The organism is Phenylobacterium sp. (assembly GCF_016793225.1).
Classification (GTDB): domain Bacteria; phylum Pseudomonadota; class Alphaproteobacteria; order Caulobacterales; family Caulobacteraceae; genus Phenylobacterium.
On record NZ_JAEUMN010000050.1, the window covers coordinates 38,249 to 63,408 of the forward strand.

Below are 25,160 nucleotides of genomic sequence, written 5' to 3' on the forward strand. Positions count from 1 at the left end.
TGGCCGGGATCACCATCTCTTTGAACGGGTTCTGCAAAAAATGGAACCGTGTTTTCTACGATCTCGGCCACAGCGTGGCTTCCGGAACACTAAGCCCCGTAAGGGAAAGCGCGCCGCCGGGCTCCCGGCGGCGCGCCATTTCCCGGCCGGCCCGCGGCCGATCGTCACCAGACCTTCTTGGTCACGCCGATCTTGAGCGTCCGGCCCAGCGGATTGCCCGTGAACGGATCGTAGCCGGGCGCCAGGCGCGCGAACGACGGGTCGTCGTCGAACACGTTCTGGACCCGCACGACCAGGGTCGTGTCCCAGGGCAGCAGCACGCGGTAGGCGGCGTCGACCAGCAGCGTCTCGTCGATCTTGCGCCCGCGGAGCACCGCCTGCCCGCCCAGCGACGCCAGCGGCAGGTAGGGCGCCGCGCGCTGGTCGATGTAGCTGGAGATGTAGTTGGCGGTGAAACGCAGGTTGTGGACGCCGCGCGTGAGCTCGACATAGGCCTGCGCCTTCCAGTCCGGCAGGGGCACCACGCTCTGGCCCTGGTTCAGGAAGTTCACGGCGTTGAAGGCCGGCTGGACGACCAGGCCCTCCACCTCGGTCCGGTCGACCTTGTACTCCAGGACGTAGCTGAAGCTGCCGCCGATCGTCACGTCGACGCCGAACATCGGCTCGGGGAAGTCGAAGTCCGCCAGGGCGTCGATGCCCGAGGTCTTCTGGTCGGCCCCGTTGATCACGCCGGTCCGCAGCCGCGCGACGTTCGTCACCGCGCAGGCCGTGCCCGAGAAGAACTGGAACCGCGCCTGCAGGCCCGCGAACGCCGGGTTGCCGCAGTTCGTCGAGGCGCCGCCCGGGAACATGGTGGCGACGATCGCGTCGAACGGCTCGGCGACGATCGGCTTCTGGAAGTCGAAGCTCCAGTAGTCCACGGTCGCGCGCAGCCCGCCGGCCCGCACGATGCCGCCGACGCTCCAGGTGACGGCGCTTTCGGGCTTCAGGGACGGATTGGCCACGATGTCCACCGGCCGGTAGTTGCCGCCGAAGAACTGCAGCGTCGTGACCCGACCCTCGAGGTTGTTGGCCGGCGGCGCGCGGAACGTGGTCCCGAGCGAGCCGCGGACGGCGAACATGTCGTTGATCTGCCAGCGGGCCGAGACCTTGGGGTCGAAGGTGCCCCCGACGCCGCCGCCGTAGTCCTCGTAGCGGGCCGCCGCCTGCACGTTCAGGTCGTCGGTGATCGGGATCTGGACCTCGGCGAAGGCCGCGTACACGTCCTGCTCGAGATCCTGCTCGGCGAAGGTCCCGAGGAACGCGAGCGGACCGGTCTCGAGCGCGCAGCTGCGGTTGCCGGTGATCGGCGTGTCGGGGCACGGGTTGATGGCCACGTCCCAGCCGGGCGAGACGCTCTGTTCGGTCTGGTTGCGCCGGTACTGGGCGCCGACGGCCCAGCCGATCTCGCCGCCCGGGAGCGACAGCCCCGGAAGGGTCCCGTCGAACACGAGCTCGGCCACGACCAGCCGGTTCACGACCTCCCGCGAGTTCTCGCGGAAGAACCAGCGGACCAGCTCGGGCGAATTGCGGGGCGAGCTCGCCGTGAAGCCGGGGTTGGTCCCGCCCGTGATCGGATTGGCCGCCGCGCTGTTGGAGAACGGATTGAAGTACATGCACGGCCCCACCCCGGGCGTGCCGGTGGTGCGGTTGCAGTCGGGGCCGCCGAGGCCGTTCAACGCCAGCTGGAAGCGGCTGATCTCGGTGTCGGACTGGCTGAGGTACGAGGAGTTCTGGGAATAGGTGAGCGCCAGGTTCCAGCCGATGTCGGCGACCGGCAGCTTGCCGCGAACGTCTCCCGAGACCCGCCACATCTCGTAGTCGCGCTTGCCCTGGGCCGGGCCGCGGCCGTTGAAGAGCGGGTTGCCGTCGAAGGCGAAGGGCCGGTAGGCGGCGAGCACGACGCCGGCGTTCCCGTTCGGGAACTGGCCCGGGTTCTTGGCCACATAGTCGCGCAGGCCCGGGTTGGACGCGGGCACGAAGTAGCGTCCCGCCACCGGCGAGAACGTGGAGGACGGGCCCGCCAGCAGCGCATAGCCGGGGCTGGTGCTCATGGTCACCACGCCGCGGGCGTACATGGCGTCCATGTGGAAGGTGGTGTCCTCGTCGATGTCGAAGTTGAACTGGCCGTAGATCGAGTAGCGGTCCTCGGGCTCGACGAGGTTGTCGTTCAGCCCGAACTGCACCTGGCAGCCCACGGGCGTGAACGTGCCGCCCAGCGGCGTGCAGCCGCTGTCGAACCGCACGGCGGCCGGACCGCTCGCCAGGTCGATGAAGGTGGGCAGCGAGATCGAGCTCCAGCCGCCCTCGGGGTTGGCGGCGAACGGCAGGCTGGTGAAGTCGCGCTTGGTGAACTGCAGCCGCGAGCGGTGGCGGAAGTCGGCGGCGACGAAGGCGTTGGCCCGGTCGTTCGACCAGCCCCACTTCACATAGCCGCCCCAGTCGCCCTCGGAGCCGTCGATGAACGTCCAGTCGCCGTGCAGCTCCAGTCCGTCGAAGGTGGTGGGCGCGATCAGGTTGACCACCCCGCCGATCGCTTCCGAACCGTAGGTGGCGGCGGCGCCGTCCTTGAGCACCTCGATGCGGCCGACCGCCGCCAGGGGCAGGAGGTTCGTGTCGACGGCCCCGTTGGCCGAGAGCGCCACGCGCCGCCCGTTGAAGAGGACCAGGGTCCGCGCCGCGCCCAGCCCGCGCAGGTTGATGGTGCCCACGCCTTCCTGGCCCTGCGAGCGCCCGTCGAACTGGTTGGAGTCGCCCAGCACGCCCTGGCTGGACGGCAGCGCCTTGATCAGCTCGACGGCCGAAGGCGAACCCTGCTTCGCCAGGTCCTCGCCGCCGATGACGTCGACGGGAAGCGCGGCGTCCTCCGGCGTGCCGCGGATGAACGAGCCCGTGACCACCACCTCGCCGACCTCGGTCGAACCGGTCTGAGCCTGGGCCTGCGCCGCGAGGCCGAGCGCGGCCGCGAGCAGGGACGCGCCGCAGAAGAATCTGCCCTTGGACATCGATGTTCCTCCCCTCCGGAGGCCTCTGATCGGGCCTGCCGGAGCGGGGAAATATGAAGATGGATATTTCAGCACCGCCACGCGAATCGCCGGGCGCGCGCAACGTTCGCGAGCGGCGCGGCGCCGACGCAACAACTTGTGACGTAAGGAAATCCTGACGCCACGGCGCCCTGGAGCGACGTGTCGGAGCGCCGGTTATGTTACGGCACAGTTACATTCGAAACGGGGGGAGACGGATCCTCGGGTCGTCCGCGGGACGGCCAAGCCGGCCCTCGCCCGATCCTCCCCCGGCGCGGCGCGACGGGAGAGGCCGGCGAGGGCCGGTGGAGCCGATCGGCCTAGAACGTCTTCTTCGCGGTGATCTTGAAGGTCCGCTCCAGGGGGTTGCCGATGAAGGGATCGTAGCTGAGCTCGAGGCGGGCCTTGGACGGCTCGCGGTCGAGCAGGTTCAGCACCGACGCGGTGATCACCACGTCGTCGCCCCACTCCAGCCGGTAGGTCAGGTCGTGCGTGATGAACTTGCGCACGCGCAGGCCCAGGGTGGTGAGCTGGCAGTTGGTCGCCGTGCCGGCCCGGGCGTTGGCCACCGTGCAGTTGGTGGACGGGCCGGTCTGGACGGTGGTGGGGCCGCGGTTGTCCGTGGCGCCGTCCACGTAGTTGATCGTCCAGCGCAGGCTGTGCCGGTCGCGGTGGTAGTCGGCGTAGAACTGGCCCCGCCAGTCGGGAATGGTGCCCGGCAGGCGGTCATAGTTCGTGAAGCCGGCCGCCTCGTACGCCGGCGAGACCGTCACGCCGCCGAACACGAAGGCGGCCTGCTTGAAGTCGAAGACGTAGCTGACCGTCCCGCCCACATCGAGCGAGCCGCCCATCAGGTCGTCGAACCGATAGTTCACCTCCACGTCGAGGCCGGTCGTCTTGATGGTCGGACCGTTGGTGGTGTCCGACCGGACGCGCGCGATGTCGTTGCCGACCGTCACGCCCTGGGTGCAGGCGTTGTTGTTGTTGAAGGTGATCAGCGACCGCAGGGGGCTCGCGCAGTTCACGGCCTGGCTGCCGTTGCCGATGCCGGCCACGGCGGTGGCGACGATGTTGGCCGGCACCGTCGTGATCTGGTCCTTCAGGCGGTAGTACCAGTAGTCCACCGTGGCGGTGAGGTTGCCCCACTGCACGATGGCGCCCACCGAGTAGGTCAGCGCCTTCTCGGGCCCCGTGTTCGGGTTGCCGAAGAAGTCCACGGACTTGAAGTTGTTGCCCGCGGCGGTGATGCCGGAGAGGCCGGTGACGCCGGTAGGCGCGACGTTGCCCGCGGTCGGGCCGCGGAAGGACGTGCCGACGGAGCCCCGCAACGCCAGGGCGTCCAGGACCTGCCACTTCACCCGCGCCTGGGGATTGGTGGTGGAGCCGGTGGCGCCGCCGTAGTCCTCGTAGCGCAGCGCGAGCTGGGCGTTGAGGGCCTCGGTGATGGGCACGTTCAGCTCGGTGAACAGCGCGTAGACGTCCTGCTCCAGATCGAGCGGGATGTTCTGCCCGAGGAAGATGTAGGGCCCCGTCCGGAACGTGCACGACGTGCTGCCCGCCACCGGACACGGCGTGACCTGGGCGTTGTAGAACGGGCTGCCGATCCGCTGGTTGTAGTCGATCTTGCGGTACTGATAGCCGGCGGCCCAGCCGATCTCGCCGCCCGGCAGGGTGATGGGCAGCGTCCCGTTCAGGACGACGTCGAGGACGAAGGTGTCCTGCGTGGCCAGGAACTTCTGCCGGTCGAACAGCGAGGCCACCAGTTCGCGGCTGTTGGCGTTGGCCGAGACGAACCCGGGGTTCGTCAGCCCCAGCGCCGGGTTGCCGGGGTAGGCGTTGGAGAACGGGTTGAAGTACTGGCAGCCGTTGGCGCCGGGCGTGTTGCCCGTGCAGTTCGGCCCGCCCAGGCCGTTCAGCGCGCGCTGCAGGCGGTCGATCAGGATGTCGGTCGTCTGCTGGTCCTGCTTCTCCTTGATGTAGGTGAGGCCGATGTCGTAGCCGATGCCGAAGAAGCCCGTCTCGCCGCGGAGATAGGAGGAAATCCGCCACTCCTCGTACTTGCGGCTGCCCTTCTGGCCGCCCAGGCCGCCGGTCGAGTTGTTGCCGCCGTTGGCGAACGGCCGCCAGAGCGTGGCCAGCGCGCTCTGCGCCGTGCCGATCAGCGCCGTGTTGCCGGTCTGCTGCAGGAAGGTGTTGAAGCCCGGGTTCGAGGCCGGGATCGAATAGACGTTGACGCTGCCGGGGCCGTTCGGACCGGAGGTGGGCGGGTAGCCCGGCGAGAAGCGGATTCCCGGGATGCTGGTCTGGGAATACAACGCCTCGACGTGGAACTTGCCCGTCTCGCCCACGTCGGCGTTGAACTCGGCGTAGGCCTGGTAGCGGTCTTCCTCCTCGACCAGGTTGTCGAAGGGCAGGTAGCTGAAGTAGCAGGCCGGCGTCGCGCCGGTGAACCCGGCGAAGCCGCCGACGGCGTTGCAGTTGGCGTCCACCGCGAAGCCGATCGCCCCGCCCGCCGCGTTGCGGATGGTGTAGGCGCCCGGGTTGCCCAGCACCGACCAGCCCGACGGATTGCGCAGGTAGGGCTGCAGCACCCAGTCGCGGTCGGGAATGGCGAGTTCCGAGCGGTGCTGGTAGGCGAGGCTGACCAGCAGGTTCGTGGTCTCGCTGCGCCAGCCGTAGAGAGCGCTGGCGCCGTAGTCCCCCTTGGAGCCGTCCACGAAGCGATAGTCGCCCTGGAGTTCGAGGCCCTCGAAGTTGGTGCGGGTGATGAAGTTGGCCACGCCGCCGATGGCGTCCGAGCCGTAGGTGGCCGCGGCGCCGTCCTTCAGGATCTCCACCCGCCCGATCGCCGCGACCGGCAGCAGGTTGGTGTCGGAGACGTAGCCCGAGAAGCGCCGGCCGTTCATCAGCACCAGGGTGCGCTGGGAGCCCAGCCCGCGGATGTTGATCGTGCCGCCGCCCGAGCGGCCCTGCGCCGCCACCGAGAACTGGTTGGAGTCGCCCAGCACCGGGCCGCTGACCGGCAGGGTCTTGATGATCTCGAGCACCGAGGGCGAGCCCCGCCGCTCCAGTTCCTCCTGCCCGATCACGGCCACCGGAATCGCGGTGTCCTTCGGCGTTCCGGCGATGAACGAGCCGGTGACGACGACCTCGGTGACCTCCGTGGAGGCCTGGCCCGAGGGCCCGGAGCTTTGCGCAAACGCGGAGCCCGAGGCTCCGAACGCCACTGACGCGGCTATGACAGAAACGCCGCACAGGAACCTGTGTTTTCCCATATGACTTCCTCCCGCGGCGGCCTCAGTTTTGCGGGCCGACCTGCACAGGCAATTGAGGGCAAGAAGTTTCGCGCCGTCACGGGAATTCGTTACACGCGCGCAATATTTGTTCACGAATCTGGGTGAGCAGCCGGCCCAGGCCCCCTGCAGCGGCGGCGGCCCGCGGGCCCGGAGCGCAACTGCGACCCCGCCCACGCGCCCCTGCCGCGCGAATCCAGTTGCGAAGGCGACTTCGGCGCGTTCACCTTGCGCGATTGGCGGGCGGGGGCGGGACGGGGCTGTTCCCCGCAACGACGCCTGTTCGACGTCGGGGGCTGGGTATGAGCTTGAGTTGGCGGCTTACGAATGCGGGCGACAGGCTGGTCGGCTCGCCGGACGGCCGCGTCGACGAGACGACCTGGGAGGCGTTCTCCGGTCACCTGACGGCCGCGGTGCGCGACGCCGCGGCGGCCGGCCTGCCCCTGGTCGTGGACCTCACCGCGCTCGACTACATGTCCTCGCGGGGTCTGCGGGCCCTGACGATCGCGCGGCGCGAGGCCGGCGAGGCCGTGTCGATCACCCTGGCGGCGCCGAACGACCGGATGCGGGAGATCCTGGCCATCAGCCGCTACGACAAGCTGTTCACGATCACCGACAGCGTCGGGTCCGCAGGCTGATGCCGCGCGACAACGGAATGCTCGTGCGCTTCTGGGGCACGCGGGGCTCGCTCCCCGTGGCGCGGCCGGCCCTCGCCATCCAGGGCAAGATCGCCCGCGCGCTGGTGGCCGCGGGGGGACGCAAGTTCAACGACGAGCTCGAGGCGCACGCCTGGGCCCGCAGCAACCTCGAGTTCTCGACCTACGGCAGCTATGGCGGCGCCAGCTCCTGCGTCGAGATCGAGGGCGGCAAGGACTGCTTCCTCGTGTGCGACATGGGATCGGGCCTGCGCGAGTTCGGCATCGACGCCTTCCGCCGCTACGCCGAAGGCCACGCGCGCGTCTACCACTTCTTCCTGTCCCACCTGCACTGGGACCACATCATGGGCTTCCCGTTCTTCGGGCCGGCCTTCGACCCCGGCGCGAAGATCTACATCCACTCGGGCCACGCCGACGCCGAGGAGGCGCTGCGGCGGCAGCAGGAGGAGATCAGCTTCCCGGTGCCGTTCGACTGGCTGAAGGCCCGGTTCGAGTTCATCACCCACAAGCCCGGCGAGCCCTTCAAGGTGGCCGGCGTCACGGTGACGCTGGCCAGCCAGCACCACAGCCACGACAGCTACGGGTACCGGTTCGAGAAGAACGGCAAGGCCGTGATCTACTCCACGGACTCCGAGCACAAGCTCGACAACATGGAGGACGAGGCGTTCTTCGAGGCCTTCTTCCGCGACGCCGATCTCGTGATCTTCGACAGCATGTACTCGCTGGGCGACACGGTGAGCCTGAAGCAGGACTGGGGACACTCGTCCAACGTGGTGGCCGTCGACCTCTGCCACGCCGCGCACGCCAAGCGCCTTGCGCTGTTCCACCACGAGCCGACGTACTCGGACCGCGACATCCAGCGCATGCACGGCGAGACCATCCGCTACGAGGAACTCGTCCGGGCCGACCGGCCCGCCCTGGAGGTGCTGTGCGCCTATGACGGCCTCGAGGTCCGCATCTGACGACGCCCTCCAGGGGCTCGATCGCTGGGCGAGGATCCGGGTCCGGGTCCTGGGGCTCGCGGCCGCGATCGCCGCAGGGCTCCTGCTGCTGGCCGCCGGCTCGACGCTGCGGCAGCCGCTGTTCGACCTGTTCCAGCGCGTGACGCCGCCGCCCGCCACCACCTCGGCGGTGCAGGTGGTGGCGATCGACGGCGAGAGCATCGACGCCGTGGGCGGCTGGCCCTGGTCCCGCTACACCATGGCGCGGCTCACCGAGCAGATCGCCGGCCGCGGGGCGAAGGTGATCGGCTTCGACTTCCTCTTCCCCGAACGCGACCGCCAGGCGCCCGAGGACTTCATCAAGCTCTACCCCGAGCTGTCGCCCGGCGCGGCCTCGGAGGTCGCCGACCTGCCGTCCATGGACGCCGTGTTCGCGCGCGTCATCGGACGCAGTCCCGTGGTGCTGGCCCGCGCGGGCGTGGGCGGCGACACCTTCGACAAGCTGGAAGGCGACGCGGAGCGAGGCGCCCTGCCTCCGGACGTGCGCTTCGAAGGTCCGACCCCGGCGGCGATCCCCAGCTACCCCGGCGTGGTCGCCAACCTGGACATCCTCGACGGGGCGGCGCTCGGCCACGGACTGGCGAACGGGCCGCCGGATTCCGACGGGGTCATCCGCCGCGTGCCGCTGCTCGGCAAGGCCGCCGGCGCGCTGACGCCCAGCCTGGCGCTGGACCTCGTCCGGGTCGCCGAGGGCGCGGACGTGATCCGCCTGGAGGGCGACCGCGACGGACTCGTCGCCATCCGCGTGGGCGACCACCGCGTGCCGGTCGATCCCGGCGGTCGGGTCGAGCTTCGCCTCGCCGCCCCGCCCGACGCGCGCGGCGAGCGGCGGGCCGAGTTCGTGACGATCTCCGCCGCCGACCTCCTGCGAAGGGGCGTGCCGGACGACGCCTTCAGGGACAAGATCGTCCTGGTGGGCCTCACCGCGGCGGGGACGTCGGACGTGGTGACGACGCCGCGCGAAACGGTCACCTACGGGGTGTTCGTGCAGGCCCAGGCCGTCGACGCGATCCTGCGGGGCGCCGCCCTGCGCCGGCCCGCCTGGGCGCCCGCCGTGGAGTGGGGGATCGGCTTCGCCCTGGTGATGCTGGCCTGGCTGACGGTGCCGCGGGTGCAGCTTGCGCCGATCACCATCGGCGCCGTGGTCGAGATCGTCGCCGCGTTCGTGGCCAGCTGGGTCGCGTTCCAGAACAACGTGCTGGTCGACCCCCTCCCGATGCTGGCGCCGGGCGCGGCCACCTCGGCCGTCATGGTGGCGCTGCTGTTCGTTGAAGGGCGGCGCGTGCAGGCGCGGCTCCGCGGCCAGATCGAGGACCAGAAGGTGTCGGCCGCGCGCATCGCCGGCGAGCTGGCGGCCGCGAGCGAGATCCAGTCCGGGATGCTGCTGCCGAGGGTCGAGCTGGCCCAGGTCTCGCCCCTGGTGGAGATCGACGCGCTGCTGAAGCCGGCCAAGACCGTGGGCGGCGACCTCTACGACGCGTTCCCGTTCGACGACGGCCGCGTCTGCTTCCTCGTGGGCGACGTCACCGGCAAGGGCGTGCCCGCGTCGCTCTTCATGGCGCTGTCGAAGGCCCTGTCGCGCAGCCTGCTGATGCGCCCGGCGACGCCGCTGGACGTGGCCGTCGGGGAGATCAACCGGGAACTCTCGCGCGACAACCGCGAGGCCATGGCCGTCTCGCTGCTGGTGGGCGTCCTGCACCCGGCCGACGGCAGGCTGGAGCTCATCAGCGCCGGGCACGAGAACCCGCTGGTGGTGGGCGCGGACCGGTCCGTGCGGGAGCTGACGCTGGATGGCGGGCCGCCCCTGTGCGTCGCGGACGATTTCCCCTACCCGATCGAGACCCACCGCCTCGTCCGGGGCGAGACGCTGCTGCTGTTCACGGACGGGCTGACCGAGGCCCAGGCGCCGGACGGGACGCTCTTCCAGCGCAGCGACCTGATCGCCGCCGTGGCGGATGCGGCCAGGGCCGTGACGCTCACCGGCATGCTCGACGCCCTGGTGGCGCGGGTCCGCGACTTCGAGGCCGGCGGCGACCCCAGCGACGACCTGACAGTGCTGGCGGTGCGCCTGCGCAGCTGAGCGCCGGGCGCTCCGCTCAGTAGCGGATCACCACCTCGACCCGCCGGTTCGCCTGTTCGTCGACCCCGTCGCCGGTGGCCACCAGCAGCTCGCGCTCGCCGCGGCCGGTGACCTTCCAGCCGTCGGTCGGCAGGCCCGAGGCCGCGAGCAGGGTGCGGATCTGCTGGGCGCGCTCCACCGACAGCCGGTCGTTCAGGGCCGCGTCGCCCACCGTGTCGGTGTGGCCGGTGATCTGGACCTCGGAATCCGGCTTCAGCGCCTCGCGCAGGGCCGCGAGGACCGACTCGGACTCGGCGGTGATGTCGGTGGTGCCTTCGTAGAAGTAGAGCACGTAGGTCTCGGGCGCGTAGGGCACCCGGGCCACGAGGTCGCCGAACCAGGGCTTCCTGTCCTTGCGGAGCGCCTTCGCCTCGACGGACCCGCGACCGAGGCTCGCCTCGGTGTCGGCCGTCGTCACCTGGCCCAGCTCGCGCCCCGTCTCCGGGTCGAGCACGGCGACGGCGCCCTGCCCGCCGCCCTCGTTGTTCAGGAGCGTCACGGACTGGCTCGCGCACCCGGCGACGAGCGCCGCGGCCGCGGCGGCGACCACCGCCCTCACGGGACCTTCACCACGAAGCGGGTGCCGCGCGCCGCCAGGAGCGAGGTGGGGGTCCGGACGCGCATGGCGTCCTTGTTCTCCTTGGCGATCTGGCCGGACACCACGCCCAGCGAGCCGCGATCCACGGTGGTCAGCGACTTGCCGCGATGAGTGGTGTCGTCGAACTCGAACTGGGTGAGGGACACCCGGCTGTTCGGCCCGATGGAGAAGCGGGAGTTGTCGACGAAGGTCACGCCGATGCGTCCGTCCTTGCCGGTCTGCAGTACATCCGACACCTGCAACTGGAGGCCGGGGGTCGCCGGCGTCGCCGCCTTGCCGCGCACCACCGAAGCCGCGCCCACCACCGTCTTGATGCGGCCGATCTCGGCCAACGCCACGGTTGGCGTCGACAGCATCGCCGCCATCAGCAATCCTGCCACCCATGCCCGACGCATGCAGTCCTCCCGAAGACAGGCCCTAGACATAGCCCAGCTTGACGCCCTTTCCCAATCCCCCGCGGTGGCGCGCCTCCCGGCCGACCCGAGCGCGGTCGCGCGGGCCCTGGGCGTCGCGCGGCGGTTCTCGGAGGCCGCGGGGCTGGGGTCGATGTGCGCCGACAAGCTGGCCATCATCGTCGAGGAGTGGATCGCCAACATCATCGAGCACGGCGCGCCGCCCGCGGGCAGCCACATCGGCGTGAGCCTCGTGCGCGAACCCGGGCTGGTGCGGCTGACCATCACCGACGCGGGCGCGTTCTTCGATCCGCGGACCGCCGCCTTCGCCGGACCCGACCTCGAGCGGGGCGGCGGCGCGGGGCTGGAGCTGATCCGGGCCTGGAGCCGGATCGCCGCCTACGGCCGCCGGGCCGGCCGCAACCGGATCGTCCTGGAACTGCCCGTCGCATGACGCAGGGGCGTTGACAGAAGGGCGCGGTACGGGGCCCCCTGCACCGCGCTTTCGCAGGAGCCCCCCGCTGCCGAACGCCCCAACCTTGCCCGCGCCCGACTTCGGCGCAGCCTTCGACGCGTCGCCACGCCCGCTGCTGGTGATCGCGGCGGATGCGCCCCGATACACCATGCTGGCCGCCAATCCTGCGCACGCGCGCGCCTTCGCCACGAGCCGCGAGGCGCTGGTGGGCCGGGGACTGTTCGAGGTGTTCCCGGCGGCGCCCGACCCGTCCACCGCCGCGCTCATGACCGCGATCCGGGCCTCGCTGGACAAGGTGCTGGCCACCGGGAAGCCCGATCAGATGCCGATGCGGCCGTACATGGCGCGCGGCGCGGACGGCGCCGAGGTGGAGCGGTTCGTGAGCGCCACCAACACGCCGATCCTGGCGGACGGGCGCGTGATCCAGATCCTGAGCTCGACCCAGGACGTGACGGGCGAGGTGATGGAGCGCCGCGGCGAGGAGGCGCGCCGGCTGCTGATGCGCGAGGTGGACCACCGCGCCCGCAACGCGCTCACCATCGTGCAGTCCTTCCTGCGCCTCACCACCGCCGACACCCTGGAGCAGTTCCGCCGGGTCGTGGACGGCCGGGTCGAGGCCCTGGCCCGCGCCCAGACCTCGCTGGCCGCCCGCCGCTGGGAGGGCGCCGACCTCGCCGAGATCATCCGCGCCGAGCTGGCCGCGCTGTCGCCGACGGGTCGCTACGAGGCGGCGGGTCCCGCGATCACCCTGCCGCCCGAGCATGTCCAGGCCATGAGCATGGCGATCCATGAGCTGGCCACCAACGCCTGCAAGTACGGCGCGCTCTCGGCGCCGGGCGGCGCGCTCGCGATCACCTGGACCCGCCAGCGCGGCGGCCGCGCCCTGCTGACGTGGTCGGAGGCGGGCGGCCCGCCGGTCACCGCTCCGGTCGAGGGGGGCTTCGGCTCGCGCCTCATCGCCAGCCTCGCCCGGCAGCTCGGCGGCGAGATCGTCTGGGCGTGGCGGCCCGAGGGCCTGCAGGCGACGCTGACGTTCGAGGTGGCCGCGCGCGCCTACGGGAAGCCGCTGGACTGACGCTGGGTCGGCGCGCGCAGGGTCGCCGCGCAACGGAGGCCCCTTCATGACCGCGACCGACCTCTTCGATCCGTGCGAGTTCAACGGGCTGCGCCTGCAGAACCGCATCGCCCTGTCGCCGCTCACGCGGACCCGGTCGAACGACGCCGGCGAAGCGGGGCCGCTGCAGGCCCTCTACTACGCCCAGCGCGCCTCGGCGGGGCTGCTCATCACCGAGGCGACGCCGGTCACGCCCGGCGGGCGCGGCGGGCCCAACATCCCCGGCCTGTGGAGCGACGACCAGATCGCCGGCTGGCGGCAGGTGACCGACGCCGTCCACGCGAAGGGCGGGGTGATCTTCAGCCAGCTCTGGCACGCCGGGCGCCTCAGCCATTCGGGCTTCAACGGCGGGCACGCGCCGATCGCCCCGTCCGTCTACCGCCAGCCGGGCCAGGTCTTCACGCCCCAGGGCCCCCAGGACTACGAGGAAGCCCGCGCCCTCTCGCTGGACGAGATCGCCGAGATGGTGGGCTTCTTCCGCGCGGCGGCCGTCCGGGCCAAGGCGGCCGGCTTCGACGGCGTCGAGCTGCACGCCGCCCACAGCTACCTGGTCGACGCGTTCCTGCGCGACATGACCAACAAGCGGACCGACCGCTACGGCGGCTCCATCGAGAACCGCGCGCGGTTCATGGTGGAGATCCTGCAGGCGATCATCGAGGTCTGGGGCCCCGAGCGGACGGCCATCCGCATCGCGCCCATCGGCCACGCCTACCAGGCCTGGGACAGCGATCCCGAGCCCCTGTTCACCCACGTGGTGGAGCGGCTGAACGACCTGAAGGTGGGCTGGATGGACCTGGTGGAGGGCGACACCGGCGTCTCGCGCACCGCCGAGCCCAGCTTCGACCTGCAGAAGCTGCGCCGCCTGTTCAAGGGCGTGACCATCGCCAACAACCTCTACGACCGGGACCTGGCCCTGCAGGCGCGCGCCGACGACACGGCCGACATGATCGCCTTCGGACGGCCCTTCATCGGCAACCCCGACCTGGTCGAGCGCCTGCGCCGCAACGCGCCCCTCACCGTCGCCGACCCCCGCGCCTACTACGGCGGCGGCGCCCGCGGCTACACGGACTTCCCGACGCTGGAGGAGGAGACCGCCTAGGGGCCGGGCTCAGTTCGAGATCGGCGGTTTCAACGGCGTCCGATCGTCCGGGCGAACGCCGGGACGGGCGGGTGCTGGGTGCAAGCTTCAGCGGCGGCCCTCCTTCGCCAAGGCTTCGGAGGGCATCCTGCTTCGCCGGATATGTCTGGGACTTGTCCTGCGAAGCCCGTCAGGGCGAAGCAGGATGGTGGACGCAGCTGGGATTGAACCAGCGACCCCTACGATGTCAACGTAGTGCTCTCCCGCTGAGCTATGCGTCCGCTCCATTCGGGGAAGGCGGGGATATACAGACGGCTTTTGGCGTTAGCAAGGCGCCTGGGGGCGGCGTCAGGCCGCGATCATCCGCTCCACTTCCGAGACGATCTCGCGCAGGTGGATCGGCTTGGAGAGCACCTTGGCGCCCGCGGGCGCCTTCTCGCCGGCGGCGAGGGCGACGGCGGCGAAGCCGGTGATGAACATGATCCGCAGGCCCGGGTGGCGGGCGGCCGCCTGGCGGGCGACCTCGATCCCGTCGAGGCCCGGCATGACGATGTCGGTGAGCAGGAGGTCCCAGGGCTCGTCCAGGAAGGTCACCGCCTCGTCGCCGTCGGCGCAGGCGGTCACCTCGTGGCCGGCGCGTTCGAGCGCGCGCGCCAGGAAACCGCGCAGGGAATCGTCGTCTTCGGCGAGGAGGATTCTGGACATGGGGCCAAACGAACTGTTGATCGCGCAGCTTACTTTCGAACCGGTAAAGGGGCCATGAAGGGAAACGCCGCAGGTCCGTTTGACGCTTACCCCGTCCGCGGCGTTGTATGCCCGTGATGAACGCCGTCGATCCGCGACTTTCCGACCCCGCCGAAGCCACGGCCGCGTTCGTGCTGCGCCGCGCGGCGCCCGAGGGCCAGCCGCCGCCCACGCCGCTGATCTTCGCCTCGCCGCATTCCGGCCGGCTCTACCCCGACGACATGATGGACGCCGCGGCCCTGGACGCGGTCTCGATCCGGCGCTCGGAGGACGCGTTCGTCGACGACCTGATCGCGCATGCGCCCGCCTACGGCGCGACCGTGATCACCGCGTGCTTCGCCCGCGCCTACATCGACCTCAACCGCGAGCCCTTCGAGCTGGACCCCGCGATGTTCGCCGACGAGCTGCCCGAGTTCGCCCGCTCGCGCACGGCGCGCGTGGCGGCGGGGCTGGGCGCCATCGCCCGCGTGGTGTCGGAAGGCCAGGAGATCTACCGCCGCAAGCTGACCTACGCCGAGGCGCGGGCCCGGATCGAAGGGGCGCACCGGCCGTATCACCAGGCGCTGGAGGCCCTGATCGCCGAGGTCCGCAGGGCGCACGGCTTCGCGATCCTCATCGACTGGCATTCGATGCCGGCCGCGGCGGCCCGGTCGAGCGGGCGCGAGCGGCCGTGCGACATCGTCCTGGGCGACCGCTTCGGCGCCGCCTGCGCGGGCGTGCTGCCCACCCGGGTGGAGCGCGAGCTCGAGGCCCTGGGCTACCGCGTCGCGCGCAACACGCCCTATGCCGGCGGATACACCACCGAGCACTACGGCCAGCCCGGCCGCCGGGCGCATGCGCTGCAGATCGAGATCAACCGCGCGCTCTATCTCGACGAAGCGACCCTGGCGCCGACCTCGGGGTTCGAGACCCTCCGCGCCCACATCGAACAGCTCACCCAGCGGCTCACCGCGGCCGACTGGTCGGCGCTTCGGGCCGGTTGAGGGTCAGGCCCGCGGCAGCCGCACGGTCACCCGCGTCCCGCGCCCGCCCTCGCCCGGCGACCACGCCACCGAGCCGCCGTGACGCGCCGCGCGCTCGGAGAGGCCGTCCAGGCCGGCGCCGCGGGCGATCGTCGCCGGGTCGAAGCCGACGCCGTCGTCCTCGACATCGAGGATGAGGTCGCCGTCCCCGGCCGCCAGGGACACGCGCACGGTCCGCGCGTCCGCGTGCTTGACGACATTGTTGGTGATCTCGCGGAGCATGGCGCGCAGCGACTGCGCCACCTTGGACTCGACCTCGACCTGGGGCGCGTCCTCCAGGGACCACAGCAGGGTCGCGCCGCGGGCGGCCAGGCGCTCGGCCATCTCCTTGCGGCTGCGCGCCAGCGTCTCGGCAAGGCCTGCGTCCGCCCCGGCGGGCTCGGTGACGATGCTGCGCAGGTCGGCCAGGGTCTCGCGGATGTAGCGGTCCTTGCGTTCGCCGTCGCGGCTGTGCAGCGCGCTCAGCAGCGTCGCGCCGAGGTTGTCGTGGATGTCGCCGGCGATGCGCCTGCGCTCCACCGTCACCCCGCGCGCGTAGGCGTCGCGGCTGTCGACCACGAACCGGACCATGTCGCAGAGCGCCTGGGCCTGGGCGGCGTCGGCCGGCGAGAAGAGGGCGCGCCCGCCGTGCGCGTATTCCAGCCGCAACGACGGCAGCCCCGCCACCGGCGGCGTCACCAGCGCCAGCCCGTGGTCGTCCAGCCGGGGCGCATCGGCGGGATCCGGGGCGATGTCGAGCCGCAGCGGATCGAAGCGCGCCTTCAGCACCTGGGTCCATTCGGCAAGCTGGTCCGCGGCGTCGGCCGTGAGCCCGATCTGGACCACGCCCTCGAACAGCGCGCGCTCGTCGGCCCGGCCGCGGCGCAGGATCTTCTCGGCGATGAAGCCGCGCAGGGGCAGCCAGACCAGCCCGGACACCAGGAGGGCGAGCGAGAGGCTGAGCCCGGCCGAGAGCTGCAGCCCCACCAGGAACAGCATGTCCAGCGCCGCCAGCAGGACCAGGGCGAGGGTCCAGGCCATGATCCGCGCCCACCAGTCGCCCAGCTCGAAGAGCCGGTAGCGCATGATCCCGACCGCGAGGCCGCCGTAGGTCAGCAGGAAGAGAAGGAAGGCGTAGGGCTCGGCCGCGCCGGTATCCACGCCGAACATCTGCGGCGCGAGGATGACGAGCCCGAACGCCGAGACCACCACCAGCCACGACAGCAGGAACCAGCTGAGCGCCGCGCGCGCCACGGGATCGCGGCGCGTCCGCACCCAGTGGACGGCGCCGAGGCCGAACGCGCCCCAGAGCGCCGCCAGCACCAGGGCCCGGCGCGCGAAGGTGAGGTCGGCGAACAGGCCCGCCGCCTGGGCGACGTACCAGGCCAGGAAGACCGCCACGACCGCCCAGCCCACCCAGCGCGGCGCCAGCTTCGACGGGTAGTAGAGCAGGAGCGCGAAGGTCGCCGCGGCGTAGAGGCTGCCGCCCAGGAAGTTCATGCCGTTGATGACGTAGAAGAGGGTCTCGGGCAGCCCCAGCTCGCGGCTCGTGTAGATCGGCCCGATCGGCACGAAGAGCAGCGCGGCCACCCCGCTCAGGAGGACGTAGCGGGCGCTGGTCTCGTTGGGGCGGAACACGAAGATGGCCGCCGCGATCAGCCACGAGAAGGCGCCCACCACCATGCCGATCCAGAAGTCGGGGCCCAGCGAGGTGATCGGCCGCCCGGCGGCGTCGGGGCGAATCGTGTAGCTGCGCCCGGCGACGTCGGTGAAGGTGACTTCGGGCTGGCGCATCATCCCGGCGTAGCGGCCCTGGCGCGCCATGAACCGCTGGTACTCGGCGAACGGGCCGAAGCTCCCGTCCACCTGGCCCGTGAGGTCCTTGGGCTCGATCGTCAGGAGGTCGCCGCCCGCCGCCACCGACCGGATGACCGTCCCCCGCGGAATGGCGCGGGACGGACCGGCCGACGATTCCACGACGGCTCCGCCGGCGCGCGCGTCGAACCGCAGATCGAGGCCCAGCCAGGGCTGGGTCACCGCCGTGGCGACGGCGCCGCCCAGCACGAGGGCCACGACCAGGAGCGCGGCGGCCAGCAGCCGCACGGGCGTCGTCCGCACGCCCGCGCCCCGCGCCGCTCGGCCCGCCGTGGCGACGCCCTGCCCCATGAACTCCCCCCACGCGCACATCCCCCGGCGCGAGACGCCGATCTTTAAGGGAATCGGCTTCCAGCGTCAGCGCAGCAGACTATTGTTCCGCCGTTTTCAGCAGGCGTTGCGTGCCGATGTCCCACCCGGATGCCCCCGACGAAGCCGCGATGGCGCGCGGCTGCCTGGTGGTCGAGGACCGGCCCGACACGCGCGAGTGGCTGCAGAGCGTCGTCGCCGAGGCCTTCCCCGGCATCCGCGTGGCGGGCGCCGGGTCGCTGCGGGACGCCCGGCGCATCCTGGCCGAACTCGCCGCCCGGCCGGCCTTCGAGCTGTCGGTGGCGCTGGTGGACCTGGGGCTGCCCGACGGTTCCGGCGTCGATCTCGTGCGCGAGATCGCCCGGGACTTCCCGCAGGCCGCGCCGGTCGTCGCCACCATCTACGACGACGACACCCACCTCTTCGACAGCCTCGCCGCCGGCGCGCAGGGCTACATCCTGAAGCAGGAGCACCCGCAGGCGGTGGCCGAGACGCTGCGCCGCATCGAGGCCGGGGAGCCGCCGCTGTCGCCTTCGATCGCCCGGCGGATGCTGGAGCGGCTGCGCCCGCCGACGCCGAAGCCGGAACCGGACGACGCCGGCCTCTCGCCGCGCGAGACCGAGGTCCTGGCCCTGATCGGCCGTGGCCTGTCCTCGCCCGAGGCCGCGCGCGTTCTCGGGCTGAAGCCCCAGACGGTCGCGGGCTACGTGAAGGTGATCTACCAGAAGCTGCACATCACCAGCCGCGCCGAGGCGGCGCTGGCGGCCGCGCAGCGCGGGCTGACCTAGGGCGTGGCGCAAAAAAATAGCCGCGCACGAGGCGCGGCCAGTTCATAGGGAGGAAACGCCCCGAAGGGCAGGATCAAGCTAGGGTGCAATGCACAAATTGGCAATAGGCCCAGGAATCTTTTTTTCGCCTGGATCGCCCCGCCGGGCTGATTTTCCTTCAAAATCAGGAAATCACGTTACGTCAGCCGCACGCGCGAAGTAGGTGCGGCGCACAACATGCTGGCGGTTGGCGGCGGCTTCCCGTACAAGCGCGCGCCCTCGAAAGAACCTCCGCCGCCTCATGTCCCTCCGCAACATCGCCATCATCGCCCACGTCGACCACGGCAAGACCACGCTCGTCGACCAGCTTCTCGCCCAGTCGGGCGTCTTCCGCGCCAACGAGGCGACGGTCGAGCGCGCCATGGATTCCAACGACCAGGAACGCGAGCGCGGCATCACCATCCTCGCCAAGTGCACGTCGGTCCTCTGGAACGGCAAGGCCGGCGAGACCCGCATCAACATCATCGACACGCCCGGCCACGCCGACTTCGGCGGCGAGGTGGAGCGGATCCTGGGCATGGTGGACGGCTGCGTCCTGCTGGTGGACGCCGAGGAAGGCGTCATGCCGCAGACCAAGTTCGTGCTGGGCAAGGCGCTGAAGATGGGGCTGCGCCCGATCCTCTGCCTCAACAAGGTGGACCGTCCGCACGCCGACCCCGACCGCGTGCACAACGACGCCTTCGACCTGTTTGCCGCCATGGGCGCCACCGACGAGCAGCTCGACTTCCCGCACATCTACGCCTCGGGCAAGGCCGGCTGGGCCACGCTCGACATGAGCCAGCCGAACGACAACCTGGCGCCGCTGTTCGACCTCATCGTCGACCACGTGCCGCCGCCCAAGGCCGAGGCCCGCAAGGCCGAGCCCTTCCAGATGCTGTCGGTGCTGATCGAGAGCGATCCGTTCCTGGGCCGCCTGCTCACGGGCCGGATCGAGGCGGGCAAGGCCGTGCCCGGCCTGCCGATCAAGGCGCTGAGCCGCGACGGCAAGGAGATCGAGCGGGGCCGGATCACCAAGGTCCTCGCCTTCCGCGGCCTGAAGCGCCAGCCGATCGACGACGGCGTCGAGGCCGGCGACATCGTCGCCATCGCCGGGCTCTCCAAGGCCACCGTGGCCGACACGCTGTGCGCGCTCGACGTCAACGAGGCGCTGCCGGCCCAGCCCATCGACCCGCCCACCATCTCCATGACGGTCAGCGTCAACGACAGCCCGCTGGCGGGCCGCGAGGGCGACAAGGTGCAGAGCCGCGTCATCGCCGCGCGTCTCCAGAAGGAGGCGGAGTCGAACGTCGCCATCCGGGTCACCGAGACCAGCGAGAAGGACGCCTACGAGGTCGCCGGGCGCGGCGAGCTGCAGCTGGGCGTGCTGATCGAGAGCATGCGCCGCGAAGGCTTCGAGGTCTCGATCAGCCGTCCGCGGGTGGTCTACCAGACCGATCCCGAGACGGGCGAGCGGCTGGAGCCCATCGAGGACGTCATGATCGACGTCGACGACGAGTTCACCGGCATCGTCATCGAGAAGCTCTCGGCGCGGAAGGCGGAACTGAAGGACATGGGTCCGTCCGGCGCCGGCAAGACCCGCATCAGCCTGTCGTCGCCGTCGCGCTCCCTGATCGGCTACCAGGGCGAGTTCCTGACCGACACCCGCGGCTCGGGCGTGCTGAACCGCGTCTTCAGCCACTACGAGCCCTACAAGGGCCCCATCGACGCCGGGCGCAAGGGCGTCCTGGTCTCCAACTCCGACGGCGAGACCGCGGCCTACGCGCTGTGGAACCTGGAGGAGCGCGGGACCATGTTCGTGGGCGCGGGCGAGAAGACCTACCAGGGCATGATCATCGGCGAGAACTCGCGGTCGGACGACCTCGACGTCAATCCGATGAAGGCCAAGCAGCTGACCAACGTCCGCGCCTCGGGCAAGGACGAGGCCGTCCGACTGACGCCGCCGCGCCGCCTCACCCTCGAACAGGCCATCGCCTACATCGAGGAGGACGAGCTGGTGGAGGTGACGCCCAAGTCCATCCGCCTGCGCAAGAAGGTCCTGAACCCCAGCTTCCGCAAGAAGCGGGTGCGCGAGGACTAGCGCCGCCCCAGCGCCTCTTCCGGCGCCGCGGAGGTCTTTCGCCTGCGGCGAAACCGGGACGACAGCGTGGATCGCAACCGCTGCCCCGGCCGGGATGCGGCGCTCAGCGCCAGCGGAGTTCCTGCAGGGTGTGATCCGCGGCCTTGCGCACCACGACGTCGGCATGCGCCATCGTCGGCGCGATGTGCTGGTGCAGGTTCACCAGGTTCAGGTGGGTCCAGGCGGCCTCGAACATGGCGTCGCGCTGGACCGGGTCCAGCCGGGCGAAGAAACTCTCGGGATCGGCCTCGATGATCCCGTGGAGCCGGGCCAGATACCACGCCTTGGCGTGGGCGGGGTCGGCGTCGACGTAGAGCGAGAGCCCGAAGCGCGACCGCGCCTGCGGCGTCTGCAGGACGTTGATGCCCTCGACGATCACCACCCCGGCGCCGTCGACGGTCCGGGCCTCGCCGGGCAGGACGTCGTAGGTCACGTGGCTGTAGACCGGGATCTGCGCGGCGCGCCCCGCCGCCAGCGCTTCGAGGAAGGCGTGCAGCGCGCCGGTGTCGTAAGTCTCGGGGAAGCCCTTCTTCATGCCGAGGCCTGCGGCTTCGAGCTGGGCGTTCGGCTTCAGGAACCCGTCGGTGGCCACGATCTGGACCGGATGTCCCGCGGCCTCCAGCCCGTCGCCGATCGCCCGCGCCAGCGTGCTCTTCCCGGCGGCGACCCCACCCGTGACGCCGAGCAGGAACACCTCCTGTCCGGCGGCCCGCCCGGACACCCGGGCGACCAGGTCCGCGAGCAGCCGGGCCATCAGTCTTCCGCGATCCGGCTGTGGCGCCGGGTGTCGGGCATCAGCAGGTAGACCAGCAGCGAACCGGCGATGATCACGCTGACGTAGGTGAAGAACCGCGTCTCGTGGCCGGCCTGCTTGAAGGCCAGCGCCACATACTCGGCCGTTCCGCCGAACGCCGCGTTGGCCAGCGAATAGGGCAGCGCCACGCCCAGAGCCCGCGTCGCCGTGGGGAAGAGTTCGGCCTTCACCACCGCGTTCACCGAGGAGTAGCAGGCCACCATCACCAGCGCGCCCGCCGCCAGCAGGAAGGCGAGCCAGACGTCGCGCGTGTTGGCCAGCGTCGAGAGCAGCGGCCAGGTGAGCGTCATGCCCAGGACCCCGAACGTCAGCAGGATCGCGCGACGGCCCACCCGGTCCGACAGCGACCCGATCAGCGGGTTCACCAGCATGAAGACGGCGAGCGCGCCGGCGGTGATCAGGTTCGCCTGGTCCTTGGTGAAGCCCGAGGTGTTGACCAGGAACTTCTGGATGTAGGTCGTGTACGTGTAGTACGCGAGCGTCCCGCCGGCGGTCAGGCCGATGACCGTCAGGCTCTCCTTCGGGTGGCTGGCGATCAGCCCCCAGGTGGTGGCCTTGGGTCCCGTCCGCGCGTGGAACGAGGGCGTCTCGTCCATTCCGCGCCGCAGCCAGAACACCGCGATCGCCAGGCCGCCGCCGATGAAGAAGGCGATCCGCCAGCCCCAGGCCTGCATGTCCTCGGGCGACAGGACGGCGGTGAGCAGCAGGAGCACGCCCATGGCCATCAGCTGGCCCGCGATCAGGGTCGAGTAGAAGACGCCCGACCAGAAGCCGCGGTTCTTCCGGCTGGCCATTTCCGACAGATAGGTGGCGCTGGCCCCGTACTCGCCCCCCATGCTCACGCCCTGCAGGATGCGGGCGAAGACGAGGATGGCCGGGGCCGCGACGCCGATCTGCGCATACCCGGGGCAGACCGCGATGATCAGCGATCCCGCGCACATGAGGCTGACCGAGGCCACCATGGCGGCCTTGCGCCCGATGCGGTCGCCGTAGAGGCCCATGATCCAGGCGCCGAAGGGCCGCGCCAGGAAGCCGACGCCGAAGATGGCGGCGGTGTTCAGGAGCTGGGTCGTCCGGTCGCCGCCCGGGAAGAACACCTGCGAGAAGTAGAGGCCGAACGCGGCGTAGACGAACCAGTCGAAGCTCTCGACGAGGTTCCCGGCCGAGCCGGCCAGGATGGAGCGCAGGCGATTCGCCTCGCGCGCGGCGATTCCGCTGTCGGCGGTGTCTGCGGTCACGGCGGTCCCCTCATCCCGTGGCGCGATACCACCCGCTTTCGCGGGCCGGTTCAATCCGGCGATCCGCGCAGGGCCTTGCCGGGCCTGCCGGACGCGTTCAGATCGCGGCCGGAGAGGAGACGTCATGCTGAGGCTTCACACCGGCAGGGGCACCATCGGGCTGGCCTGCGAACTCGCGCTGGCCGAGGCCGGCGCCGACTACGAGGCCCACCGCCTCAACTTCGCCGAGAACGAGCAGCGGGGCGCGGCCTACCTCGCCGTCAATCCCAAGTCGCGCGTGCCGGCGCTCGAGACCGAGCGCGGCGTGATCACCGAGGCCCCGGCCATCCTCGGCTACATCGCCCGCACATTCCCCCAGGCGCGCCTGATGCCCGAAGGCGACGCCTTCGCCATGGCTCAGGCCGAATCGCTCATGTCCTACCTCTGCTCGTGGGTTCATCCGGCGGCGGCGCACCGCTACCGCGGATACCGGTGGGCGGACGATCCGGCGGCCATCGCCGACATGCGGCGCAAGGCGCCGGAGGTCTTCGGCGAGGCCATGCGCCTGATCGACGAGCGACTGTTCGCGGCGCCCTGGGCGCTGGGCGAGGCCTTCAGCGTCTGCGATCCCTACCTCTATGTGATCACCAGCTGGCTGCCGCGCGACGGCCTGGACATGGCTGCCTTCCCGCGGCTCGCCGACCACTTCGCGCGGATGGGCGAGCGGCCCGCGACGAGGGCGGTGCTGGTGGCGGTGGAAGCCGGCTGATCCGTGTCGCCCGGGCACTAGCGCCCGGCGCCATACGCGTGACACGGTGGCGGTGTAAGGAGCCGCCCATGGAACTGTCGGTCAAGCCGCCGCGCCACTACCCCACGCCGGGCGCCAAGTGCGCCGACCTGGTCGTGCACGTCATGGGCCTGACGCTGGCGCTCGTCGGCGGCGTCGTGCTCCTGGCGCTGGCGGTCGCGGGCGGCTCGATCAGCCAGGTCGTCGGCGTGTCGATCTACGGCCTGGGCGTCGTGGCCATGCTGGCCTTCTCGACCGCGTACAACTTCGCGCACCACCGCTACCGGCCGACCCTGCGGCGTCTCGACCACGCCGGCATCTTCCTGATGATCGCCGGCTCCTACACGCCCTTCACCATCAACCTGCCGGGGGCGTGGGGCTGGGGGATGACCGCGGCCGTCTGGTCGATCGCGGCGCTGGGGGCGCTGGGCAAGCTGTTCCTGACCGGCATCGACCGGAAGTTCTGGGTGGTGGTCTACCTCGCGCTCGGATGGCTCGTGGTGATCGCCATGAAGCCGATGATCGACAGCCTGGCCTGGTACGCGATGGCCCTGCTGGTCACGGGCGGGGTGCTCTATTCCACCGGCGTGATCTTCTACGTGAACAAGCGGCTGAAGTTCGCGCGCGCCATCTGGCACGGGCACGTCGTGGCCGCCGCCGCCGCGCACTGGGCGGCGGTGCTGCTGGGCGTCGTGCTGGCCGCCCAGCCCTGATCCCTCACTCCGCCGCGTAGAGCACCGGCGTCGCGGCCGCGTCGAAGCTGGTGCGCAGGCTCAGGCCGTTGAGCGCGAACGCCTGCGCGACCCAGCACGCCGCGGCGCCCAGCGAGGCGGGCGGCGGTCCACCCGCCAGGGCCGTCAGGCGCTCGTCGAGCGTGCGGTAGTCGTCGGCCTGGGCCGCGCCGAAGACGTCGAGGATCGCCGCCTCGTCGGCGCTGAGCGCGGGCGCCCGCGGCGGCGACAGCCGCACGCGGCGCCGGCCGGCCAGGGACAGCTGCTGCACGAAGGCCGTCAGCATCCGGTAGGTCTCCGCGCCGTGGAGACCGCAGGCGGCGTCGAAGTGGCCGGGCAGCCCGGCGCAGCCTCCGAGGGCGAGCAGGCGCACCGCGCGGATCAGCAGCCGCTCGCCGTGGGTGAGCGGGTCGCGGACATCGGATGTGGGCATGGACGTGGCCTCCAGGGAGTCGGAGGTTATTGCAGTTGCGAGTCATTCGCAACTAGTAGCGCCGCTCCATGAACACGTCCGCGCGGGCGTAGGGCGTCTCGACGGGGGCGAGGTCCCTGAACCCCATGGCGCGGTAGAGCCCGAGCGCCGGACCGAGGCTGGAATTGGTCTCGAGGTAGAGCCGGGAGGCGCCCATCTCGGCTCCGGCGTCGATGCAGCGCTGCATCAGCCGGCGGCCCAGGCCCGAGCCGCGGAGGGTCTCGGCCACGGTCATCTTCGCCACCTCGTAGCCGCCGTCGTCCATCTTCATGAGCGCCACGCAGCCGACGGGCTCCCCGCCCAGCAGGGCCATGAAGACGCGGCCGCCCGGGGCGATGATCTTCCCCTGAGGATCGCCCAGCACCTCCCGGTCCTTGGGCTCGATGGCGAAGTGCTTCGAGATCCACGCCTCGTTCAGCGTGCGGAACGCTTCGGCGTGGCCGGGCTCGAACTCGACGATCGCGATGGTCATGCGCGAA

21 protein-coding genes and 1 tRNA gene are annotated in these 25,160 nt (G+C 71.0%); 11 read left to right on the plus strand and 11 right to left on the minus strand.

Going from position 1 to position 25,160, the window contains the following annotated elements; all coding sequences use genetic code 11:
* Positions 1-164: 164 nt before the first annotated feature.
* Complete coding sequence (locus JNK30_RS05660) at positions 165-3,044, minus strand: TonB-dependent receptor (protein WP_293480995.1); 2,880 nt, start codon at positions 3,042-3,044, stop codon at positions 165-167.
* A 338-nt stretch (positions 3,045-3,382) separates the two neighbouring features.
* Positions 3,383-6,289, minus strand: a complete 2,907-nt coding sequence (locus tag JNK30_RS05665; RefSeq protein WP_293480996.1) for a TonB-dependent receptor — start codon at positions 6,287-6,289, stop codon at positions 3,383-3,385.
* A gap of 368 nt (positions 6,290-6,657) precedes the next feature.
* Here JNK30_RS05665 and JNK30_RS05670 point away from each other — a divergent pair, with 368 nt between their 5' ends.
* Genes JNK30_RS05670 through JNK30_RS05680 form a run of 3 tightly spaced genes read left to right on the plus strand, consistent with a single transcriptional unit; the run spans position 6,658 to position 10,092 of the window.
* Positions 6,658-6,993, plus strand: a complete 336-nt coding sequence (locus JNK30_RS05670; RefSeq protein WP_293480998.1) for an STAS domain-containing protein — start codon at positions 6,658-6,660, stop codon at positions 6,991-6,993.
* Positions 6,993-7,973: an MBL fold metallo-hydrolase gene (locus JNK30_RS05675; protein WP_293481000.1), complete on the plus strand. Its 981-nt coding sequence runs from the start codon at positions 6,993-6,995 to the stop codon at positions 7,971-7,973. The genes JNK30_RS05670 and JNK30_RS05675 overlap by 1 nt, the downstream gene beginning before the upstream one ends.
* Positions 7,948-10,092 (plus strand): CHASE2 domain-containing protein, encoded by a 2,145-nt coding sequence (locus JNK30_RS05680; RefSeq protein ID WP_293481002.1) that lies wholly within the window; start codon positions 7,948-7,950, stop codon positions 10,090-10,092. Before JNK30_RS05675 ends, JNK30_RS05680 begins: the two co-directional genes overlap by 26 nt.
* Positions 10,093-10,108: 16 nt before the next feature.
* Here the strand turns inward: JNK30_RS05680 and JNK30_RS05685 are convergent, their stop codons facing one another.
* Positions 10,109-10,690, minus strand: coding sequence for an OmpA family protein (locus JNK30_RS05685; RefSeq protein ID WP_293481004.1), 582 nt, complete (start codon positions 10,688-10,690; stop codon positions 10,109-10,111).
* Positions 10,687-11,124 (minus strand): FecR family protein, encoded by a 438-nt coding sequence (locus JNK30_RS05690; protein ID WP_293481006.1) that lies wholly within the window; start codon positions 11,122-11,124, stop codon positions 10,687-10,689. Before JNK30_RS05690 ends, JNK30_RS05685 begins: the two co-directional genes overlap by 4 nt.
* A gap of 64 nt (positions 11,125-11,188) precedes the next feature.
* Here JNK30_RS05690 and JNK30_RS05695 point away from each other — a divergent pair, with 64 nt between their 5' ends.
* The 3 genes from JNK30_RS05695 to JNK30_RS05705 all read left to right on the plus strand — a co-directional run bounded on the left by JNK30_RS05695 (position 11,189) and on the right by JNK30_RS05705 (position 13,809).
* Positions 11,189-11,575: an ATP-binding protein gene (locus JNK30_RS05695; protein ID WP_293481008.1), complete on the plus strand. Its 387-nt coding sequence runs from the start codon at positions 11,189-11,191 to the stop codon at positions 11,573-11,575.
* 85 nt (positions 11,576-11,660) lie between these two features.
* Positions 11,661-12,671, plus strand: a complete 1,011-nt coding sequence (locus JNK30_RS05700; RefSeq protein ID WP_293481010.1) for an HWE histidine kinase domain-containing protein — start codon at positions 11,661-11,663, stop codon at positions 12,669-12,671.
* Positions 12,672-12,717: 46 nt separating this feature from the next.
* Complete coding sequence (locus JNK30_RS05705; RefSeq protein WP_293481012.1) at positions 12,718-13,809, plus strand: alkene reductase; 1,092 nt, start codon at positions 12,718-12,720, stop codon at positions 13,807-13,809.
* A 185-nt stretch (positions 13,810-13,994) separates the two neighbouring features.
* On the opposite strand, the gene JNK30_RS05710 is transcribed toward JNK30_RS05705, so the two are convergent.
* Both JNK30_RS05710 and cpdR read right to left on the minus strand, forming a co-directional pair.
* Positions 13,995-14,069: transfer RNA gene (locus JNK30_RS05710), tRNA-Val, on the minus strand.
* 67 nt (positions 14,070-14,136) lie between these two features.
* Positions 14,137-14,493 (minus strand): cell cycle two-component system response regulator CpdR, encoded by a 357-nt coding sequence (cpdR, locus tag JNK30_RS05715; RefSeq protein WP_293481013.1) that lies wholly within the window; start codon positions 14,491-14,493, stop codon positions 14,137-14,139.
* A 116-nt stretch (positions 14,494-14,609) separates the two neighbouring features.
* On the opposite strand from cpdR, the gene JNK30_RS05720 reads away from it, so the two are divergent.
* The gene (locus JNK30_RS05720) at positions 14,610-15,515 is read left to right on the plus strand and encodes an N-formylglutamate amidohydrolase (protein WP_293481175.1); all 906 of its coding nucleotides are present in this window, start codon (positions 14,610-14,612) and stop codon (positions 15,513-15,515) included.
* 3 nt (positions 15,516-15,518) lie between these two features.
* Here the strand turns inward: JNK30_RS05720 and JNK30_RS05725 are convergent, their stop codons facing one another.
* A complete protein-coding gene (locus JNK30_RS05725) occupies positions 15,519-17,720 on the minus strand; it encodes an ATP-binding protein (protein ID WP_293481014.1) in 2,202 nt (733 codons plus the stop codon).
* 128 nt (positions 17,721-17,848) lie between these two features.
* On the opposite strand from JNK30_RS05725, the gene JNK30_RS05730 reads away from it, so the two are divergent.
* Positions 17,849-18,505, plus strand: coding sequence for a response regulator transcription factor (locus JNK30_RS05730; RefSeq protein ID WP_293481016.1), 657 nt, complete (start codon positions 17,849-17,851; stop codon positions 18,503-18,505).
* Positions 18,506-18,785: 280 nt separating this feature from the next.
* A complete protein-coding gene (gene typA / locus JNK30_RS05735) occupies positions 18,786-20,621 on the plus strand; it encodes a translational GTPase TypA (protein ID WP_293481018.1) in 1,836 nt (611 codons plus the stop codon).
* Positions 20,622-20,724: 103 nt separating this feature from the next.
* On the opposite strand, the gene JNK30_RS05740 is transcribed toward typA, so the two are convergent.
* Together JNK30_RS05740 and JNK30_RS05745 are read right to left on the minus strand one after the other, a co-directional pair.
* Positions 20,725-21,414: a hypothetical protein gene (locus tag JNK30_RS05740; protein WP_293481020.1), complete on the minus strand. Its 690-nt coding sequence runs from the start codon at positions 21,412-21,414 to the stop codon at positions 20,725-20,727.
* Complete coding sequence (locus tag JNK30_RS05745; RefSeq protein ID WP_293481022.1) at positions 21,414-22,712, minus strand: MFS transporter; 1,299 nt, start codon at positions 22,710-22,712, stop codon at positions 21,414-21,416. The genes JNK30_RS05740 and JNK30_RS05745 overlap by 1 nt, the downstream gene beginning before the upstream one ends.
* Before the next feature lie 124 nt (positions 22,713-22,836).
* Between JNK30_RS05745 and JNK30_RS05750 the strand changes: the two genes are divergently transcribed.
* Positions 22,837-23,460 (plus strand): glutathione S-transferase family protein, encoded by a 624-nt coding sequence (locus JNK30_RS05750; RefSeq protein WP_293481024.1) that lies wholly within the window; start codon positions 22,837-22,839, stop codon positions 23,458-23,460.
* A 68-nt stretch (positions 23,461-23,528) separates the two neighbouring features.
* On the plus strand, positions 23,529-24,191 hold the full coding sequence (locus JNK30_RS05755; RefSeq protein WP_293481026.1) for a hemolysin III family protein: 663 nt from the start codon (positions 23,529-23,531) through the stop codon (positions 24,189-24,191).
* Positions 24,192-24,195: 4 nt separating this feature from the next.
* Here the strand turns inward: JNK30_RS05755 and JNK30_RS05760 are convergent, their stop codons facing one another.
* Positions 24,196-24,642 carry a hypothetical protein gene (locus tag JNK30_RS05760; RefSeq protein WP_293481028.1) on the minus strand — a complete coding sequence of 149 codons (447 nt, stop codon included), beginning with the start codon at positions 24,640-24,642 and terminating at the stop codon, positions 24,196-24,198.
* A 52-nt stretch (positions 24,643-24,694) separates the two neighbouring features.
* Positions 24,695-25,153, minus strand: a complete 459-nt coding sequence (locus tag JNK30_RS05765) for a GNAT family N-acetyltransferase (RefSeq protein WP_293481030.1) — start codon at positions 25,151-25,153, stop codon at positions 24,695-24,697.
* Positions 25,154-25,160 lie beyond the last annotated feature (7 nt).

Excerpts from the sequence above, each read along its gene's own strand:
- JNK30_RS05755 (WP_293481026.1), top strand. The coding sequence starts at position 23,529 with ATGGAACTGTCGGTCAAGCCGCCGCGCCACTACCCCACGCCGGGCGCC.
- JNK30_RS05765 (WP_293481030.1), bottom strand. The coding sequence starts at position 25,153 with ATGACCATCGCGATCGTCGAGTTCGAGCCCGGCCACGCCGAAGCGTTC.
- cpdR (WP_293481013.1), bottom strand. The coding sequence starts at position 14,493 with ATGTCCAGAATCCTCCTCGCCGAAGACGACGATTCCCTGCGCGGTTTC.
- JNK30_RS05720 (WP_293481175.1), top strand. The coding sequence starts at position 14,610 with ATGAACGCCGTCGATCCGCGACTTTCCGACCCCGCCGAAGCCACGGCC.
- JNK30_RS05730 (WP_293481016.1), top strand. The coding sequence starts at position 17,849 with ATGGCGCGCGGCTGCCTGGTGGTCGAGGACCGGCCCGACACGCGCGAG.
- JNK30_RS05690 (WP_293481006.1), bottom strand. The coding sequence starts at position 11,124 with ATGCGTCGGGCATGGGTGGCAGGATTGCTGATGGCGGCGATGCTGTCG.
- JNK30_RS05705 (WP_293481012.1), top strand. The coding sequence starts at position 12,718 with ATGACCGCGACCGACCTCTTCGATCCGTGCGAGTTCAACGGGCTGCGC.
- JNK30_RS05740 (WP_293481020.1), bottom strand. The coding sequence starts at position 21,414 with ATGGCCCGGCTGCTCGCGGACCTGGTCGCCCGGGTGTCCGGGCGGGCC.
- JNK30_RS05750 (WP_293481024.1), top strand. The coding sequence starts at position 22,837 with ATGCTGAGGCTTCACACCGGCAGGGGCACCATCGGGCTGGCCTGCGAA.
- JNK30_RS05725 (WP_293481014.1), bottom strand. The coding sequence starts at position 17,720 with ATGTGCGCGTGGGGGGAGTTCATGGGGCAGGGCGTCGCCACGGCGGGC.
- JNK30_RS05660 (WP_293480995.1), bottom strand. The coding sequence starts at position 3,044 with ATGTCCAAGGGCAGATTCTTCTGCGGCGCGTCCCTGCTCGCGGCCGCG.
- JNK30_RS05670 (WP_293480998.1), top strand. The coding sequence starts at position 6,658 with ATGAGCTTGAGTTGGCGGCTTACGAATGCGGGCGACAGGCTGGTCGGC.
- JNK30_RS05680 (WP_293481002.1), top strand. The coding sequence starts at position 7,948 with ATGACGGCCTCGAGGTCCGCATCTGACGACGCCCTCCAGGGGCTCGAT.
- JNK30_RS05675 (WP_293481000.1), top strand. The coding sequence starts at position 6,993 with ATGCCGCGCGACAACGGAATGCTCGTGCGCTTCTGGGGCACGCGGGGC.
- JNK30_RS05760 (WP_293481028.1), bottom strand. The coding sequence starts at position 24,642 with ATGCCCACATCCGATGTCCGCGACCCGCTCACCCACGGCGAGCGGCTG.
- typA (WP_293481018.1), top strand. The coding sequence starts at position 18,786 with ATGTCCCTCCGCAACATCGCCATCATCGCCCACGTCGACCACGGCAAG.